This window comes from Cryobacterium sp. N21 (genome assembly GCF_002929575.1).
Classification (GTDB): Bacteria; Actinomycetota; Actinomycetes; order Actinomycetales; family Microbacteriaceae; genus Cryobacterium; species Cryobacterium flavum.
In genome coordinates this window covers 363,240-380,425 of sequence record NZ_PJJQ01000036.1, presented here as the reverse complement: position 1 = coordinate 380,425, position 17,186 = coordinate 363,240, and the positions used below count along the sequence as shown (strand labels likewise).

General features: G+C 67.5%; 13 protein-coding genes. 5 read left to right on the top strand and 8 right to left on the bottom strand.

Going from position 1 to position 17,186, the window contains the following annotated elements:
• Window positions 1-6: 6 nt before the first annotated feature.
• Complete coding sequence (locus CXY77_RS18425; RefSeq protein ID WP_104130682.1) at window positions 7-1,230, bottom strand: amidohydrolase; 1,224 nt, start codon at window positions 1,228-1,230, stop codon at window positions 7-9.
• Window positions 1,231-1,345: 115 nt separating this feature from the next.
• On the opposite strand from CXY77_RS18425, the gene CXY77_RS18420 reads away from it, so the two are divergent.
• The 4 genes from CXY77_RS18420 (at window position 1,346) to CXY77_RS18405 (ending at window position 4,559) form a co-directional block, all read left to right on the top strand.
• Entirely contained in the window at window positions 1,346-2,074 is a 729-nt protein-coding gene (locus tag CXY77_RS18420) for an alpha/beta fold hydrolase (RefSeq protein ID WP_104130681.1), read from the top strand.
• Between the two features lie 60 nt (window positions 2,075-2,134).
• Entirely contained in the window at window positions 2,135-3,163 is a 1,029-nt protein-coding gene (locus tag CXY77_RS18415; RefSeq protein ID WP_104130680.1) for a S66 peptidase family protein, read from the top strand.
• A gap of 258 nt (window positions 3,164-3,421) precedes the next feature.
• The gene (rpsT, locus tag CXY77_RS18410; RefSeq protein WP_092339797.1) at window positions 3,422-3,685 is read left to right on the top strand and encodes a 30S ribosomal protein S20; all 264 of its coding nucleotides are present in this window, start codon (window positions 3,422-3,424) and stop codon (window positions 3,683-3,685) included.
• Window positions 3,686-3,929: 244 nt separating this feature from the next.
• Complete coding sequence (locus tag CXY77_RS18405) at window positions 3,930-4,559, top strand: hypothetical protein (RefSeq protein WP_104130679.1); 630 nt, start codon at window positions 3,930-3,932, stop codon at window positions 4,557-4,559.
• A 15-nt stretch (window positions 4,560-4,574) separates the two neighbouring features.
• Here the strand turns inward: CXY77_RS18405 and holA are convergent, their stop codons facing one another.
• The 5 genes from holA to CXY77_RS18380 all read right to left on the bottom strand — a co-directional run bounded on the left by holA (window position 4,575) and on the right by CXY77_RS18380 (window position 13,077).
• Window positions 4,575-5,630: a DNA polymerase III subunit delta gene (holA, locus tag CXY77_RS18400; protein ID WP_134505348.1), complete on the bottom strand. Its 1,056-nt coding sequence runs from the start codon at window positions 5,628-5,630 to the stop codon at window positions 4,575-4,577.
• A gap of 38 nt (window positions 5,631-5,668) precedes the next feature.
• A complete protein-coding gene (locus CXY77_RS18395; RefSeq protein WP_104130678.1) occupies window positions 5,669-8,101 on the bottom strand; it encodes a ComEC/Rec2 family competence protein in 2,433 nt (810 codons plus the stop codon).
• Window positions 8,098-8,820 carry a helix-hairpin-helix domain-containing protein gene (locus tag CXY77_RS18390; protein ID WP_092339794.1) on the bottom strand — a complete coding sequence of 241 codons (723 nt, stop codon included), beginning with the start codon at window positions 8,818-8,820 and terminating at the stop codon, window positions 8,098-8,100. The genes CXY77_RS18395 and CXY77_RS18390 overlap by 4 nt, the downstream gene beginning before the upstream one ends.
• Before the next feature lie 137 nt (window positions 8,821-8,957).
• The gene (leuS, locus tag CXY77_RS18385; RefSeq protein ID WP_369827367.1) at window positions 8,958-11,543 is read right to left on the bottom strand and encodes a leucine--tRNA ligase; all 2,586 of its coding nucleotides are present in this window, start codon (window positions 11,541-11,543) and stop codon (window positions 8,958-8,960) included.
• 97 nt (window positions 11,544-11,640) lie between these two features.
• Window positions 11,641-13,077, bottom strand: coding sequence for an anthranilate synthase component I family protein (locus CXY77_RS18380; protein WP_104130677.1), 1,437 nt, complete (start codon window positions 13,075-13,077; stop codon window positions 11,641-11,643).
• 87 nt (window positions 13,078-13,164) lie between these two features.
• On the opposite strand from CXY77_RS18380, the gene CXY77_RS18375 reads away from it, so the two are divergent.
• Entirely contained in the window at window positions 13,165-13,800 is a 636-nt protein-coding gene (locus CXY77_RS18375; RefSeq protein WP_104130676.1) for a DedA family protein, read from the top strand.
• A gap of 4 nt (window positions 13,801-13,804) precedes the next feature.
• Here CXY77_RS18375 and cydC read toward each other — a convergent pair whose 3' ends face one another.
• Window positions 13,805-15,502 carry a thiol reductant ABC exporter subunit CydC gene (cydC, locus tag CXY77_RS18370; protein WP_104130675.1) on the bottom strand — a complete coding sequence of 566 codons (1,698 nt, stop codon included), beginning with the start codon at window positions 15,500-15,502 and terminating at the stop codon, window positions 13,805-13,807.
• Entirely contained in the window at window positions 15,495-17,171 is a 1,677-nt protein-coding gene (gene cydD, locus CXY77_RS18365; protein WP_104090748.1) for a thiol reductant ABC exporter subunit CydD, read from the bottom strand. Before cydD ends, cydC begins: the two co-directional genes overlap by 8 nt.
• Window positions 17,172-17,186 lie beyond the last annotated feature (15 nt).

Sequence of the window (17,186 nt, the reverse complement as noted above, 5' to 3'; positions counted from 1 at the left end):
GAAAAATTAGGCGCGGTTGGCTCGCTCGACGACCTGGCCGAAGCCGTCGCTGTAGCGGTAGACCGGGGTGCCGGCAATGAGCACGAGTTCGGCGCGCGAACCGAGGTCGAGCGGGTCGCCCGACCAGATCACGACGTCGGCGTCGAGGCCGACGCTGAGGGAGCCGACCCGGCTGTCGAGCCCGAGGATGACGGCCGGGTTGACGGTGAGAGCCTCGAGCGCGGTCTGCACCGGCAGTCCCTCCTTCACAGCGAGGGACGCCTGGTGCACGAGAAAGTTCACCGGAACGACGGGGTGGTCGGTCGTGATGGCGACGAGCACGCCGGCGGCGGCGAGCACGGCGAGGTTGCCGATCGCCCTGTCGCGGAGTTCCACCTTGGTACGCGCGGTGAGCATGGGTCCGAAGATGACCGGAATCTTCTTCTCGGCCAGCACGTCGGCGATCTTGTGGCCCTCGGTGCCGTGATTGATCACGAGGCGGTAGCCGAATTCTTCGGCTAAACGGATGGCCGTGACAATGTCGTCGTGGCGGTGCACGTGCTGGTCCCAGGCCAGTTCGCCGGAGAGCACCCGGGCGAGGGCCTCCTTGCCGAGGTCGCGGGTGAAGGTGTCGCCCTTCTCGGCGGCGGCATCGCGCGCCGTCACATAGTTCTGGGCGTCGACGAAGGCCTGCCGAATGATCAGGCTCACGCCGAGGCGGGTGCTCGGGGTCTGCTTCTTGTCGCCGTAGACCCGCTTCGGGTTCTCGCCGAGGGCGCTCTTGATGCTCACCGAGTCGCTGATCACCTGCTCGTCGATGGTGCGACCGCCCCAGCTCTTGATCGCGACCGACTGGCCGCCGATCGGGTTGCCGGAGCCGGGCTTGACGACGACCGTGGTGACTCCGCCGGAGAGTGCGTCACGAAAACCTTCGTCGTCAATGTTGATGGCGTCGATGGCGCGAACCGCGGCCATATTCGGGCCGGTCATCTCGTTGGTGTCATCGCCGGCCCATCCATTTGCCTCTTCGTGGATACCAACGTGCCCATGCGCTTCGATGAAGCCGGGAAGCACCCATTTGCCGGTCGCGTCGATGATTCGCGCGGCGGGCGGAACGGTCAGGTCGGCGCCGATCGCGGTGATCTTGCCGTTCTCAATCAGCACTGTGCCGTTCGGGATGGGGTCGCCGACAACCGGTACGACGTGGGCGTTGATGATGGCGGCCAGGGTGGACGCGGGAGCAATAGTCATGGTTCTACCCTAAACATGGTGCTTGGAAGCCCGGCGGCCCGATCGAGGATCGCCAGGCGTCCTGCGTCCCGGCGGTGCCCAGCCGACTGTGGCCGCGGCTGACTAGGCTCACGCCATGGAGATTCCCGCGGCCCGTGTGCCGGTTCTGCTCGTGCACGGCATTCGCGCGTCGGCCACGATGTGGCGTTTTCAGGAGCACAAGCTGCGGGCAGCCGGGTATCCGGTGCTGGCGATCGATTTGCCCGGTCACGGGCAGCGCATGAATGAGCCCTTCACAGTGTCGGCCGCGCTCGCCGCCATCGACGCCGGGGTGGAGGCGCTCGGTGGCCGGGTGCTGCTCGTGGGACTGTCGCTCGGCGGTTATTACGCCGTGGCTTACGCTGCCCGACACCCCGACCGCGTGGCCGGACTCGTCGCCGCCGGTTGCAGCGCCGTTCCGAAAGGCCCGCTGCTTCAGGGGTATCGACTGCTGGCCCGTTCAATTCATCGCCTGCCCGATCGAGGGCTGTGGCTGCACGAAACCATGGCGCGCCGGCTTCTGCCCGCGGCGGGCGCGCGCGATGTACTCGCCGGCGGAGCGGCGCTCGACGTAATGGATGCCGGGCTGCGCGCGACCTCGACGCTGACTCCTCTGACGAGCCTGGCGGCGTATCCGGGCCCGATCTGGCTGGTCAACGGTGCCCTCGATCATTTTCGGCTGAACGAACGGCGCTTTCTCGCGGCCTGCCGAAACGGGGAGGTCGTTGTGGTGCCGGGGGCGACGCACCTGTCGAGCCTGGCCCAGCCGGAGCGGTTCACGGCGATCCTGCTGCGGGTCGCCGAGCAAGTGTGGCGGGCGGACTGAGGCTGCGGCATCCGCTCGCAGTGGTGGACGTGGGGCGGGCCGACCTGCGACTATCGAGTGATGGACATCCGCTATCCCCGACCACTCGTTGCCGGCGACCTGATCGGAGTTACGGCGCCGTCGAGCGGTGTCCCCGAACGGCTTCGGGCGCGGCTGGACTTCGCGATTCAGGGGTTGAAGGACCAGGGATTCCAGGTTGATGTCGGTGAGTGTCTGGACGGCGCGACCCATATCAGCGCGCCGGTGGAGCAGCGCGCCGCCGAGTTCATGCGGATGCTCCTCGACCCACGAGTGCGCGCTATCGTGCCGCCCTGGGGCGGCGAGACGGCGATCGATCTCATCGCGCACCTGGATTTCGATGCCATCGCCGCCGCTGATCCAACCTGGATCGTCGGCTATTCGGACATCTCCACGCTGCTCACGCCGATCACGCTCCTCACCGGAATGGCCACCATTCACGGCAGCAACCTCATGGATACGCCCTATGCGACACCGGCGTCCCTGGTGCACTGGCTCGAGATCGCACGACAGCCCGTTGGCGCGTCCTTTCGCCAGTCGTCGCCGAATGTACACCGCCTGAACGACCGGGATGATTGGTCTGCCGACCCTGACGTCACCGAGCAGGCCTGGAACGGCCGCGGCCGGTGGGCGCGCCTCGACGCTGGCACCGGCCCCGTCGATGTAACCGGGCGATTGATCGGCGGCTGCATCGAAACGATGGCCAACCTCGCCGGAACGCGCTACGCCGACATGTCCCGCTTGCGCGGAGAAACGGATATCGCCACCCTCGTCTACATCGAGGCCGCCGGTGACGAGGCGACCGCCATCTGCCGATACCTGCACGGGATGCGACTGGCCGGCTTCTTCGACGGAGCGGCCGCCGTGCTCGTGGGCCGGACCGGAGCGAAGGACTCCCCCACGCTGACGCAGTTGGAGGCCGTGCTGGACGCCCTGGGTACGCTCGGTCTTCCCATCATCGGAAACGTCGAATGCGGGCACGTCCCGCCGCAATTGCCCATCGTCAACGGAGCACTTGGCCGGCTAGTCTTCACGGAGACTGAGCAGTTTCTGCAGCAGTCCCTGCGGTAGCGCGGCATCGGCATGGGTGCGCCCGATACGGGCAGTCGCTACGGTAAGCCGGCGTAGCGCGCACCCATATCGGGGGCGGTCATCCGCTCACGAGGTATTCGCGCGCGGAGGCGCAGTCGGTTTGGGGGTCGGGACGATTGCTGGTAGCGTTAGCGGTTGGCTTGCGTGTTGGGTCCCACCCCGCACGATTTTTGCCGTTCGAGCGCCCTCTACCGCTTTCGCGGCTGTCCATACAAAATCTAACGAAAGCGTAAAAACGTGGCAAATATCAAGTCGCAGATCAAGCGAATTGGCACCAACAAGAAGGCCCAGGAGCGCAACAAGGCCGTTAAGAGCGAGTTCAAGTCCGCGATTCGCGCGACTCGCACCGCGATTGCCGCTGGCGACAAGGATAAGGCCGTCGTCGGTCTCGCCTTTGCTTCCAAGAAGCTCGACAAGGCCGTCAGCAAGGGTGTTATCCACCAGAACCAGGCTGCGAACAAGAAGTCGGCCATCGCGAAGGCCGTTTCCGCACTCGTCTGATCCGTTCTGGCTCCACCCGCACGTCGGTAACCGCGTCGGCTCGCACAGAGCGGATGCCGCCCCTCGTCGCACAGAAAACCCCCGCCATCATGGCGGGGGTTTTCTGCACTCAGTCGAGCCCGGCCGGTTCAACCCGCACCCGAACGAACCCGACCGGTGACCGCTGTGCGCTCGTGCGACACACCCCGAATGATCCTGCTGGCGGCGAGCGGGATGGTGCGAGCGACCCCACTAGACTGACGCGGTGAAGAGCACCCCACCGGCCAGTTTGATCCCCGATAGCAGCGGCCCCCATCGACGCGCACACGCTCGGTTTCTGGCCGCGCTGCTTTGCACCGCCGCCCTCGCCGTTGCCGTGTGGCTGGCACTCAACACGGGCGAAGATGTTTCCGGCGCTACTCGCACCCAGCTGTTCCTCGCACTGGCCTCGATCGCGCTTCTACTTATTGGAATCACGTTCTACCTTGCGGCATCGATTGCCACTGCCCGCTCGATCAGCTCGGATTTGGAAGTCGACCGGGCAGCGCGAACGATTCGACGCATTCGCTCGCTGTCGGGGTTCGGTGCCGTGTTCGCTATCGCTGCCGTGATGGCGATTGCCGGACTCGGGGCGCTGCGCATTCTGGCACCCCCGGCCGAACGACCAGTCTCGGTGCAGTTCTCCGAGGTCACCGGCCGGGTGCAGCTGGAGTACTGCCCGAGCCTGCCGTCCTCGTTCGAGGCCCTGGCCAAACCGACCGATCTGGCCAGTTCGTCAACCCTGCTGCCGGTGTGGGTTGCCAGCCGGGTCTGTGGCAACCCGAGCTTTCAGCACGGAGTCTGGCTCTACCTGAACCGCTCCACCATCACGGTCGCGGACGCCGACGACCGCTGAGGGAAAAGAACCGGATTACTCCTCGCCGCGACGGGCGATGACGCCGATCAGACGTTCGAGGGCGAAGACCGGGTCGCGCCCGGCACCCTTCACCGCGGCATCCGTTTCGGCCAGCATGAGGATGCAGCGCGCCAGACCCTCATCGCTCCAGCCGCGCAGGTCTTTTTGCGCGCGTTCCACCTGCCACGGAGCGAGGCCGAACTGAGCGCCGAGCTGCGCCGACCCGCCCCTGGCGCCGAATACCTTGGCCATGGTGCGGATCTTCATGGCGAACGCCGCGACGATCGGTACCGGATCCGCCCCGGAACTCAGCGCGTGCCGCAGGGTGACCAGCGCCTCACCGTTGCGACCGGCAATGGCCCAGTCGGCGACCTTGAAGGCGTTCGTTTCTACCCGACCGCCGTAGTACCGGTCGACCGTGGTCTCGGTGACCTCGCTGGTCGCATCCGAAATGAGCTGCTGGCAGGCGGCCGAGAGTTCGGCCAAGTCGTCGGAGAAGGCCGCGACGAGCTGACGCAGCGCGCTGGCCGTGACGCGCTTGCCCGCCGCCTTGAACTCGTTGGTCGCGAATTCGTACTTCTCGGTGTCTTTCTTCAGCTCGGTGCAGACGATTTCGATGGCACCGCCGAGTCCGCTGCGAATGGTATCGAGCAGCTTCTTGCCGCGCACTCCCCCACCGTGCCGCAGCACGACATAGGTGTCGTCGGCCGGGTTCTCGAGGTAGTCGAGCGCTTCAGCCATAAAAGTGTCGCTGCACTTCTCGACGTTGCTGACCCGAATCAGGCGGGGCTCACCGAACAGCGACGGGCTCGCCAGGGTGAGCAGCTCACCGGGCGCATAGCTGTCGGCCTGCACATCGCTGATTTCCAGGCTGGGGTCTTCCAGCTTGAGAAAGTCGCGCAGCTGGCGGATGGATCGCTCGGCGAGGAACGTTTCGGTGCCGGAGACGAGCACGATCGGTGCCGGACGCACCTGATGCCAGCCCAACTGGGGAATGACGGTGCCCTTATTGGGGCGGGCCGGGGCAGCCTTTCCGGACCGGGAACCGGTCGTGGCGGGTCGTGCGGCCAAAGCGATCTCCTTGGGTTTCGTGCGGCTGTCGACCAAGCCTATCCCGCACCACCGACGCTCTCGGCAGCCGGCGTGGGGTTCGCCGGCGGACCATGGTCGGCGACCTTCTCGGTCCAGAGCACGAGCGTGCCGCCCGGCCCCGGAGCGACCACCGCTATCCCCTCCCGATCGGTGCGCACCGACAGCGTGCCCACCGAAGCGAGAATATTCAGCAGTTTCTCGGTCGGATGCCCATAGGTGTTCTTCACCCCCACCGAGATCAGCCCCACCCGCGCCCGCAGCTCCGCATACAGTTCGGGGCTTTGATCGGCCGAGCCGTGATGCGCGACCTTCACCACATCGACCCGGCCGGGCGATGATGCGCGACGCAGGCCATCCTGCGCCTCCTGCCCGAGATCGCCGAGAAAGATAGAACGGATGCCCCGCCCGTCGAACATGATCGTGACACTTCCCGGGTTGCCCACCTGCATCGTCGTCGCTCCCCGAATAGGCCAGAGAATGTTCCAGGTGAGGCTGCCCAGGTTACCGGAATCGCCGCGCGCGGCCTGCCGAACGGCGGCACCGCCCGCGGCGAGCCGCTCGTGCAGGCTTACGTCCTGGGCATTCTCCGGCACGCCGACCAGCGCGGTGTCCACCCGTCCGATCACGGCGTCGACTCCGCCGATGTGATCGAGGTCGTAGTGAGTGAGCACGAGTAGGTTGATGCGACTGATGCCGAGGGTGCCGAGGCAGGCGGAAAGTAGTTTAGGGTCCGGCCCGACGTCGACGAGTCCGTACTGATCGCCGTCCCGCACGACGACGGCGTCACCCTGGCCGATGTCGCAGGCGGCGATCTGCCAGTCGGGCGGGAAGGAGACGACACGGCCGATGCCGGTTCCGATGAGCGACCCGGCGTAACCGCCCAGGCCGATGAGTAGCACGACCAGTACCGCGGCCGGCCAGCGGGCCGGAGTGGCGGCCCGGCCACGCAGCACGACCACGAAAGTGAGCACCGTGACGACCGCGAGCAACAGCACGCCGGGTGCACCGCCGGGCCAGGGCAGCCGGGTGCCGGGCAGCATCGACACCGTCTGGGCGACCGCGGCGATCCAGGCCGACGGCAGCCAGGCCACGGCGAGCAGGCCCGCGGCAACGCCCGGCAGGAGCGGCAACATCAGGCAGGCGATCAGCCCGACCACCGTCGCAATCGGCGCGGCCGGACCGGCGAGAATGTTCGCAGGAACTCCGTACAGCGGCAGGCTTGGGTTCAGCAGAATCAGCACGGGCTGGCAGGCCAGTTGGGCGGCCAGGGGAATCGCGATGATCGCGGCGAGTGCAGACGGCATCCACTGGGCCAGAACGCGTGCGAGGGGACCGGCGAGGAGTAACAGCCCGGCCGTTGCGAGTACCGAGAGTGCGAAACCGTAGTTGCGGGCCAGCCACGGATCGCTCACCAACAGGGCGATGACAACGACGAGCAAGGTCGGCAGGCCGCGCCCTGGGCGACCGGCACCGATCGAGACCAGGGTGAGAGTGGCCATGACCGCCGAGCGCAGCACGCTCGGCTCCGGTGTGACCAGGATGGTGAAACCGAGCAGGGTCAGCAGCGACAATGCGATGCGCCAGGAACGACGCAGCCGGAGGTAGCCACCGAGCAGCATGATGGAGGCGATGACGATGGCACAATTAGCTCCGGATACCGCGGTGAGGTGGCTGAGTGAGCTGGTTTTCATCGCGGTATCCAGGCCGGGGCTGACCGCGCTCGTGTCACCGATAGCCAGGCCGGGCAGCAGGTTTCCCCCGTCGCCGGCGAGGCTCGTCGCCGCTGTCTTGAACCGGGCCCGCAACTCGTTGGCCCACTGCAACCACCACGGCGGCGGGGCGACACCGCGCGCCGTTTCGTTCACAAACAGCAGGGCGACCGTGGCATCGCCCGGTTCGGTCGTGCGCAGCGTGCCGCGCACCACGAGGCTCGAACCGATCTCTGGTTCAGCCCCGCTCCGGGACGCTTCGGCAAAGACCACGACCGGGCTCGAGACGGGCGTGGTCTCGCCCCGGCTCTCAAGCTGCGTGAGCGTGGCCTTAAAGCGTACCCGCCCCGAAGTTCCGCTGCCGATGAACGCCTTGGCCGCCACCGGAACTGACCACACGGTGATGGTGGCCGTGATCGTCGCGTGCGATTCGGCAGCGCCCCGCACCTCGGATGGCAGTCGCACCGGTGCCCAGACACCGACGGCGGTGGCCACGAGCGCGGCGCCGGTACAGCAGAGCACCAGGGTGCCACCGAGGGTCTGCCACCGCCCGGCCCGCGGCGCCCCCGGCCACTGGCCGCGCCGCGGCATCCGACTGAGGACGAGTAGGGCGGTGCAGCCGCCGGCGAGCAGCCAGAGCGTCACAGCAACGACCCCGACCGCCTCGGGAGTTCCAATCAGGAGGCCGGCCGTCAGCCATACGGCGAGGGCCGGAACCGCCAGCCGCAGGTCGAGGCTCATACCGTGATGAGGTCTTTGAGAGCCTCGAAGGTTTTGTCACCAATCCCGGTGACGTCGCGGAGCCCATCGACGCTGGCGAACCGGCCGTTCTTGGTGCGGTAGTCGATGATGCGCTGCGCCATAGTAGGGCCGATGCGGGGCAGGGAATCCAAGTCGGCCACCGTGGCCGTGTTGAGGTTCACCTTGGCCGCTGGGGCACCACCCCCGCCGCCTCCTCCGGTCCCGCCTGCCGCCGGGAGCGCCGGTGGCACCTCGCCCTGCCGGGGAACGTAGAACTGTTCGCCATCACCGACGATGCGGGCCAGGTTCACTCCGGCCGGATCGGCCTCGGCGGTCAAACCGCCGGCAGCGGCAATCGCATCCATCACCCGGGCACCATCGTGCAGCTGGAACAGTCCGGGCTGGGCCACTGCTCCGAGGACGTGCACGAAAATGATGGCGCCGCCCCCGCCAGCGCCCGCGCCGGTATCGGTAGGTGCCGGACTCGCACCCGCGTCGAACGGCGCAAAGGTTGAGGTCGAACCCGACGGAATCGATACCGATCCCGTACCGACCGTGCGCTGACCGGCCTGCTGGCCGATGGCCGACACGATGACGGCCACGACGAGGGCGAGCAGCAGCAACACAACGGCCGCACCGACGCCGACCCGAAGGCGGGGGCGCCCGCGGGCAGCGGGGGCGAGGCGCTCCAGGTCGAAGGGGGAACGGTCGGGCTGCATGATGGCAGGCTAGGCCGCGCGCAGAATCCACTTGCCGCCGGTCACCCGATCTGTGCACAGCCCGGCCAAGGGCAGCCCTGTGGAGAAGGCCCTGACCGGTCAGGCCGGATCGACCGGGGCCGGTATGTCGCTGACCGCTACGGGCGAGTGACGAACGAGACGAGCTTCGGCACGCGCACGATCACCTTGATGATCTCGCGATCACCGATCGATCGGATGACCGCGGCCGCGTCCCGCGCCATTTTCTCGAGGTCTTCGCTGGAGATTTTCGGCGAGACTTCGAGAAGGGTGCGCATCTTGCCGTCCACCTGAACGACCGCCGTCACCGACTCCTGCACGAGCAGGGTCTGTTCGGCCTTGCGCCACGGCACGAGGGCGATGCACGGCTCGTAGCCGAGGTGAGCCCACATGTCCTCAGCTGTGTAGGGGGCGAACAGGTTCAGCGCCATGGCGGTGGCCTCGGCGGCTTCGCGCACGGCGGCATCCGCCGGCCCGGCGCCGGTGTCGATGACCTTGCGGGTGGCGTTGACCAGTTCCATCAGTCGAGCGACGACCACGTTGAACTTGAACGATTCGACCAGGCCAGGCGCATCGGAGAGGAAGCGGTGGGTGACGCGGCGCAGGGTGAGGTCGCCCGTCTTCCATTCCACGTCGGGGGCACTGGTGACGTCGCGGGCAACGCGCCAGGCGCGGGCCAGAAACTTGGCCGAGCCGACCGGGGACACGTCGGACCAGTCGATATCGTCTTCCGGCGGGCCGGCGAAGGCCATCGTCAGGCGAACGGCGTCGACGCCGTGGCGTTCGATTTCCTCGGTGAAGTAGACCAGGTTGCCCTTACTCTTACTCATCTTGGCGCCGTCGAGAATGACCATGCCCTGGTTGAGCAGCGCGGTAAACGGCTCGGTGAAGCTCACATAGCCCTCATCAAACAGAAACTTTGTGATGAAGCGCGCGTATAGCAGATGCAAAATGGCGTGCTCGACACCGCCGACATACTGGTCGACCGGCGCCCACTTCTCGGCCTCCTTCGGGTCGAAGGCCTTGGTGTCGTCCTGCGGGTTCAGGAACCGGAGGAAGTACCAGGAGCTGTCGACGAAGGTGTCCAGGGTGTCGGCATCGCGGCGGGCTGGCGTGCCGTCGATCGGGTTGGGCACATTGACCCAGTCGGTCGCTCCGCCGAGCGGTGAGGTGCCCCGCGGCTTCAGGTCGAGGCCCTCAGCGGGCGGCAGCAGCACCGGCAGCTGGTCTTCGGGCACCGGGATCTCGGTGCCGTCGGCGCCATGGATGATCGGGATCGGAGCGCCCCAGTAGCGCTGGCGGGAGACCAGCCAGTCGCGCAGACGATAGTTTTTGGCCGCGCGGCCCAAGCCGTCGGCGGCGAGCTGCTCGACGATGCGCTTGATCGCGGTGATCTTGCTCAGGCCGTTGAGCGGGCCCGAGTTGATCAGCCGGCCTTCACCGGCCAAGGCGATGCCGGTGCTGAGCGGGTCGAGCGAGGGCAGCTCCTCGGTGCCGTCGATCATGCCCTGGGTGATCACCGGGATCATGCCGGTGGCCGGAGAATTGGTGTCGACGACGACCCGCACGGGCAGGTCGAACGCGCGGGCGAAGTCGAGGTCGCGCTGGTCGTGCGCCGGCACGGCCATGATCGCCCCGGTGCCGTAATCGGCCAGCACGTAGTCGGCCGCCCAGATGGGCAGGCGTTCGCCGTTGACCGGGTTGGTCGCGTAGCGGCCGAGGAACACGCCGGTCTTGGGCCGGTCGGTGGCCTGACGTTCGATCTCGGTACTGCGCTGCACCTGCACGAGGTACTCCTGGAAGCCTTCCTGCACCGCAGGTGAGGAGTCGGCCACCAGTTCGGCGGCGAGATCCGAATCGGGGGCGACGACCATGAAAGTCGCGCCGAACAGCGTATCGGGCCTGGTCGTGAACACGGTGACGCGCTCGGTGCGGCCCTCGATCGCAAAGTCGACATCCGCTCCGATGGAGCGGCCGATCCAGTTGCGCTGCATGTTGAGCACCTTGGCCGGCCAGGTGCCCTCGAGCTGGTTGAGGTCATCCAACAGGCGGTCGGCGTAGTCGGTGATCTTGAAGTACCACTGGGTGAGCTTCTTCTTGACCACGACGGCGCCACTGCGGTCGCTCGTGCCGTCGGCCAGCACCTGCTCGTTGGCGAGCACGGTCTGGTCGATCGGGTCCCAGTTGACCCAGCTGTCCTTGCGGTAGGCCAGGCCCTTCTTGTAGAGCTGCAGGAACAGCCACTGGGTCCACTTGTAGTACTCGGGGTCGCTCGTGTGCAGTTCGCGATCCCAGTCGAAGCTGGTCGCGTAGAGCTTCATGCTTTTCTTCTGCTGCGCGATGTTGTCGTAGGTCCAGCCGCGCGGGTCGATGCCGCGCTTGATGGCGGCGTTCTCGGCGGGTAGCCCGAAGGAGTCCCAGCCGATCGGGTGCAGCACGTTGAAGCCCTGGTGGCGCCAGTAGCGGGCGACGACGTCTCCGAGCGCGTAGACCTCGGCGTGGCCCATGTGCAGGTCGCCCGAGGGGTACGGGAACATGTCGAGCACGAATTTGCGCGGACGGGTGTCACCCTCGCCGCTCGTCTTGAACGGGGCCAACTCTTCCCAGATGGGTTGCCACTTCGCCTGGATCGCCGCGAAGTCGTACACTTCTTCGCTGCTCTCATCGCGCGCGTCAATGCGTAGGCTTTCGTGCTCGTGTGCCACGTGACTCTCATTCATTGCAGGGGTTGAACATGATCGATGCAGGAGCATTCGCTCGGGCGCACGCGCGACGAAGCGCACGTGTACAAGGTCTAGATTACTAGGGCCAGGCGACACCGAGGCTCGCAAGCAGGGCGGCCGCCTTGATTCGGGTCTCCTCGATCTCGTCGGCGGCGTTGGAGAGGGCCGTGATTCCGCCGCCCGTGCCGATGCTGGCCCAGCACGAATCGAGCACGATACTGCGGATGACGATGGCCAGGTCGGCGACGCCGCCGTGCCCGACATAGCCGAACGCCCCGGAGTAGACGCCCCGCGGCCCGGTCTCCAGCGAGTCCAGAATGGTCATCGCGCTCCGCTTCGGTGCGCCCGTCATGGACCCGGCCGGAAAGCACGCTTGGATGGCGTCGACCACCGTGACGCCCGGTGACAGAAGCGCTTCGATGGTGCTGACCAGCTGGTGCACGTGTGGGTAGCTCTCCACCGCGAGCAGGCTGGACACCGCCACGGTGCCGAGCTCGGCGATGCGTCCGAGGTCGTTGCGCATGAGATCGACGATCATCAGGTTCTCGGCACGTTCCTTGTCGCTCTGGGCAAGTTCGACTTTCAGCCGCTCGTCCTCGTCGGGCTCCTTCGAGCGCGGCCTCGTGCCCTTGATCGGCTTGGTACGCACGCGTCGATCCCGGCCCACGTGCAAAAACTGCTCCGGACTCGCGCTGAGCAGCGCCAGGTCACCGAAGCGCAGCACGCCGCCGTGGTGGCTGGGGCTGCCGGCCCGCAGCACGTCGTAGGTCTCGATCGGGTGCCACTGGCCCGGCACCCGAATCTCATTGGTCAGGCACAACTGGTATGCGTCGCCATCGTGGATGGCCGACAAACAGGTCTCGATCAGCGCGGCATACTCGGTTTCGTCGTGCCTCCAGTGCGGTGAAGCGGCGGATGCCCGGGGTACGGCCGCGCGGGCCGCCGCCGGCCCGCGCGGGCTCGCCGCCAGTGCTGCGGCGGTCTGGTCGAACCACTCGGTCACGACCGAGCTGAGATCGGCCGAACTCGAATCATCCGCGCCCCGGCTCGCCACAAGCGTCACGGTGCGGGAGTCGTGGTCGAACCGGATCATCCGGTCGACCTCCAGCAGGGCAGCATCCGGGTAGCGCGATTCGTGCACGGGCGTGCCGACAGTGTGCGCGCCGAGTTCGTAGCCGAGCCAGCCGACCCAGCCGAGGTCGAACCCCTCGATCCCAGAGAGGCTCGACGTTTCATCATCGGCCAGGTCGCGGCGGAGGAACTCGAAAACGGTCTCGTGTGTGACGACCGGCGGCGCAGCATCCGCTGGAAAGACGGACGTGACCGTTCCCTCGATCACCGACGCGATCACGAACCGGGAGCGGGGCGAGGCTGCGCCGAGGTAGCTGACACCGGTGCGAGCGCCCGGGCCGGCATCGAGCCAGAACGCGTAGGGAGCGTCGGAATAGAGGGCCGCAAAAGCCGTCGCGGGGTCCGTCCAGCTGCTTAGGAGTCTGCTCTGCACGGGGCCGGTCACCAGAACAGCCTAGCTTTGCGGGGTGCCCGTACCCGAAGGCGGCCAGCGCGACTTGTTGAATCGCGCCGAGCACGTAGGCTGGGCGAAATGAATGACATCCTCACGTGGATCCTCGACACCGTCTCCGGCGTCGACCCGGTCATTCGAACGCTTCTGGCCTTTTTGGGCATGCTCCTGGAGACTTCGGTGCTGGTGGGACTTGTCGTTCCCGGCGACACGATCGTCATTGTGGCCAGCACGGCGGTCGACGGCCCGGTCGAGTTCATCACGCTTGTAGCGGCCGTGATCGTCGGCGCCCTGGCCGGGGAAAGCATCGGCTTTGCCCTCGGACATCACTTCGGACCGTTCATTCGCGGCAGCAGATTCGGCCGACGTATCGGCGAACCTAACTGGATTCGCGCCGAGAATTACCTCGACCGGCGCGGCGGTGTCGCCGTGTTCATCTCCCGATTTCTTCCGGTGCTGCACTCACTGATTCCGGTCACCGTCGGCGCGAGCCGCATGCGCTACCGAACCTTCATGGCCTGGACCGTGCCGGCCTGCGTCATCTGGTCCCTCGCCTATGTCAGCGTGGGGTCGGCGGCGGCCGGCGGTTACCGCGAGCTGAGCGGCCGGCTGCACTTCGCCGGCTACCTGTTCGTCGGCGTGATCGCGCTGTTCGTCCTGGCGGTGTTCCTGATCAAGAAGTGGCTGCACCGACGCGAACAGCGCCACATGGACTGACGTCTTATCGGCCCGGCAGGGTCACCCGCGCTGTTACGAGCTCGTCCGGTACGGGGGTGTGCGAAATGAGCAGCACGGCACGGTGCGCGTCGGCGGCGGCCGTCAGAATGTCGCGCACGAGGGCATCCGCCCCCGCACTGTCGACGTTGGCCGTGGGCTCGTCGACGATAAGCACCGGAAAATCGGCCAGCAGGGCCCGGGCGAGGGCGATGCGCTGGGCCTGTCCACCGGAGACGAGCGCGCCGCGCTCGCCCACACGGGCCTCGAGTCCGCCGCGCTGGGCAGCCCACACGGCCAGGCCGACGCGGGCGAGCACAGCCTCGAGTTCGGCGTCAGTGGCCGTGTCGCGGGCGAACAGCAAATTCTGACGGATGCTGTCGTCAAACAACCAGGGTCGCTGCTCGCACAGTCCGACCACGCGTCGCACCTCATCCTGGGCCAGCAGGCGCGCCTCGACCCCGTTCAGCCGGTAGGAACCGGTGTAATCCAGAAAGCGCACGAGCGTCTGGGCGAGAGTCGTCTTGCCGGCGCCGCTTGGGCCGGCAAGGTGCACGCGGTCCCCCGGCGCGAGTCGCAGGCTCACGCCGGCCACAGCAGCGTCGACCTGGCCGGGCCAGCGCGCGCCTAGATCGGTCAGTTCCAGTACGACCGGGCCGAGGGCCTGGTCGGGAGAAAAAAGCTCCTGCGGGTTCACCACGTCGACGGGAATTTCGGCGGGCACAGCCTGCGGAACGACGTCGGCGACGCGACGCGCGCTGACCCGGACCTGACGCCAGGCCCCGGCCGCGAGGGGAATCATGCCGAACACCTCGAACACGGCCATCGGCACGAGCACGGCGACGACGAGGGTGGGCACGAGCAGGTCCGGGCTGAGCAGCCCACCCCCGCGCTCGAGCGCTGGGATCCCGAAGTAGAGCGCGCCGAGCGTTGCTGCTCCGGCGAACAGGGCCACGACGGCGGACTGCACGCCCACCCCGGCCGACCGGCGCAGCGTGGCGCGCCGCAGGCGCTCATCGGTGCGTGCGAGCTGCGCCAGGCGCGGGCTGAGGGCGTCGAAGGCGGTGAGCACATCGAGGTTCAGGGCGATTTCGAGCACTTCGTCGGCGAGGGCACCGCGGAGCGGGGCGAGCTCGCGGTCGGCCCGAGCGGCCAAGCTGCGAGGCAGCACGGTTCCGAGCACCCCGGCCAGGAACAGGCAGACGAGCAGGGTGAGGCCGGCCAGCGGAAGGATCAGCCAGATGCCGATCACGCTGAGCCCCGCGGTGACGCCGGCCACCAGCAGGGGCTGTAGGACGCGCAGTGGGAGGTCCTGCAGGTCGTCGACGTCACGCACCAGGCGGGTCAGCAGGTCGCCGCGACCGGTGCTCGCCAAGCCCGCCGGTGCTACCGGAACGATGCGGCGAAAGATGCCCAGCCGCAGTTCGGCCAGCTGCCGGAAGGCAGCATCGTGGCTGGTCAGGCGTTCCAGGTAGCGCAGCACGGAGCGAAAGATGGCGAATGCGCGCACGCCCACGACGGCCAGGCCGAGAAACGCCAGCGAGGGCATCTCGGCCGCGCGGGTGATCAGCCAGGCTGAGCAGGCGAGCAGCGCCACGGCCATGACGGCGCTCCCGATGCCGGCCAGCAGCCCGGGGGCAAACCAGCGCGGGCGCGGCTGGGCGAGGCGCAGCACGTCGCGGGAAGCCGTGGTGACGTCAGACATGGATGAGCTCCTGCAATTCGATCACGTGGTCTGCGGCAGCGACGACGGCCGGCCGGTGACTGACGACGATCACGACGCGTCCCTGGTCGGCGAGGTGGCGGAGGCCGGCCAGCAGTCCGGCTTCGGCGTCGGAGTCGAGCGCTGAGCTCGGTTCGTCGAGAATCAGCACGTGGCACTCGGTCGCCAGCGCACGGTAGATGGCGCGGGCCGCTCCGACGCGTTGCGCCTGGCCGCCGGAGAGCCCGTCGCCGTTCACCCCGAGAACGTTGCTGGGCAACACCTCGGCGGCTCCCGCCCAGTCGAGGGCCTGCACGATCAGGCCGGGTTCAGCGGATGCCGCCCCCAGCGCCACATTCTCGGCCACCGTTCCGCGGAACAGGCCCGGTCGCTGGCCGGCCCAGGCCAGCCAGGGGCGCGGCGCGCCGGCCGTGACGGCAACGCCGCCGAGCGTGAGGGCGCCGGTGTACGGCACGAAGCCGAGCAGGGCGGCTACGAGGGTCGACTTGCCGACCCCGCTGACTCCGCGCAGCACGCTCAGCTGGCCGGGGGCAAAATCCGCGTGCAACTGGTGGATCACCACGGAGTCGCCCCGCCGAACGGTGACACCCGCCAGACGAAGGGCGCCGGCTGCCTGCCCGAGTTGACCAGCGTGGGGTGCTGCGAGACCGGCGCCGGCCGCGGCATCCGCTGTCGAGACAGTCGCGACCGTCGCGATGGAGTCATCGTCGAGAATGGTGAACAGCTCTTCGGCGGCCGCGAGCCCGTCGGCGGCAGCGTGAAACTGTGCGCCCACCTGGCGCAGCGGCAGAAACGCCTCCGGGGCGAGGAGCAGAACGAACAGACCGACGCCGAGCAGCAGGGCACCGTCGATGAGCCGCAGGCCGATCGACACGGCGAGGAGGGCGACCGAGAGGCTCGCGGCGAGTTCGAGCACGAAGCCGCTGAGGAACGAGACGCGCAGCACCTTCATGGTGCGGGTGCGATATTCCTCGGTAATGGAACGGATCCGGTCGAACTGGCGTCGTTCCCGACCGTAGATCTTGAGGGTGCCGAGGCCCCCGACCACGTCCAGAAATCCGGTGGAGAGGCGCTGCAGCGCCTGCCATTGTTCCTGCTGCACCGACTGGGTGACCTTGCCGATGAGAATCATGAAGACGGGAATCAGCGGAATCACGATGATGACCGTGAGGCCGCTCGCGAGGTCTTGCCAGAGGATGACCGCGATCAGGATCGGTGTGGCGATCATGGTCAGCAACAGTTGCGGCAGGTAGCGGGCGAAGTAGTTGTCGAGGGCGTCGAGACCGGTCGTGACGACGGTCGACAGGCGAGCGCTCTGCTGGGAGGCGACCCAGTCGGGGCCGCGTTCGGCAAGCTTGGTCATGACGCGGGCCCGCAGTTGGCTCTTGACCTGGGCGGCACCGCGGTTGGCCGCCACTTCGAGCAGCCAGATGAGCACCGAGCGCAGCACAACGACCCCGGCGAGGGCGGCCAGGGTCGGCATGATCGTGCTCAGGGGCTCCCCCGCGACCGTGAGCGTGATCGCCCGGGTCAGCAGCCAGGCGAACGCGATGACGACGAGGGTTTGCGCGAAGCCCAGCAGCGCGCCGATCAGAAGAAATCGGCGCGCTGCGTGGGCGTAACGAAGAAGGCGAGGATCGAGGGGGCGCACTGGCTCAGTCTGCCA

Coding starts and splice junctions, on each gene's coding strand:
- CXY77_RS18425 (WP_104130682.1), bottom strand. CDS start 1,230: ATGACTATTGCTCCCGCGTCCACCCTGGCCGCCATCATCAACGCCCAC.
- CXY77_RS18420 (WP_104130681.1), top strand. CDS start 1,346: ATGGAGATTCCCGCGGCCCGTGTGCCGGTTCTGCTCGTGCACGGCATT.
- CXY77_RS18415 (WP_104130680.1), top strand. CDS start 2,135: ATGGACATCCGCTATCCCCGACCACTCGTTGCCGGCGACCTGATCGGA.
- CXY77_RS18395 (WP_104130678.1), bottom strand. CDS start 8,101: ATGAGCCTCGACCTGCGGCTGGCGGTTCCGGCCCTCGCCGTATGGCTG.
- CXY77_RS18390 (WP_092339794.1), bottom strand. CDS start 8,820: ATGCAGCCCGACCGTTCCCCCTTCGACCTGGAGCGCCTCGCCCCCGCT.
- CXY77_RS18375 (WP_104130676.1), top strand. CDS start 13,165: ATGAATGACATCCTCACGTGGATCCTCGACACCGTCTCCGGCGTCGAC.
- cydC (WP_104130675.1), bottom strand. CDS start 15,502: ATGTCTGACGTCACCACGGCTTCCCGCGACGTGCTGCGCCTCGCCCAG.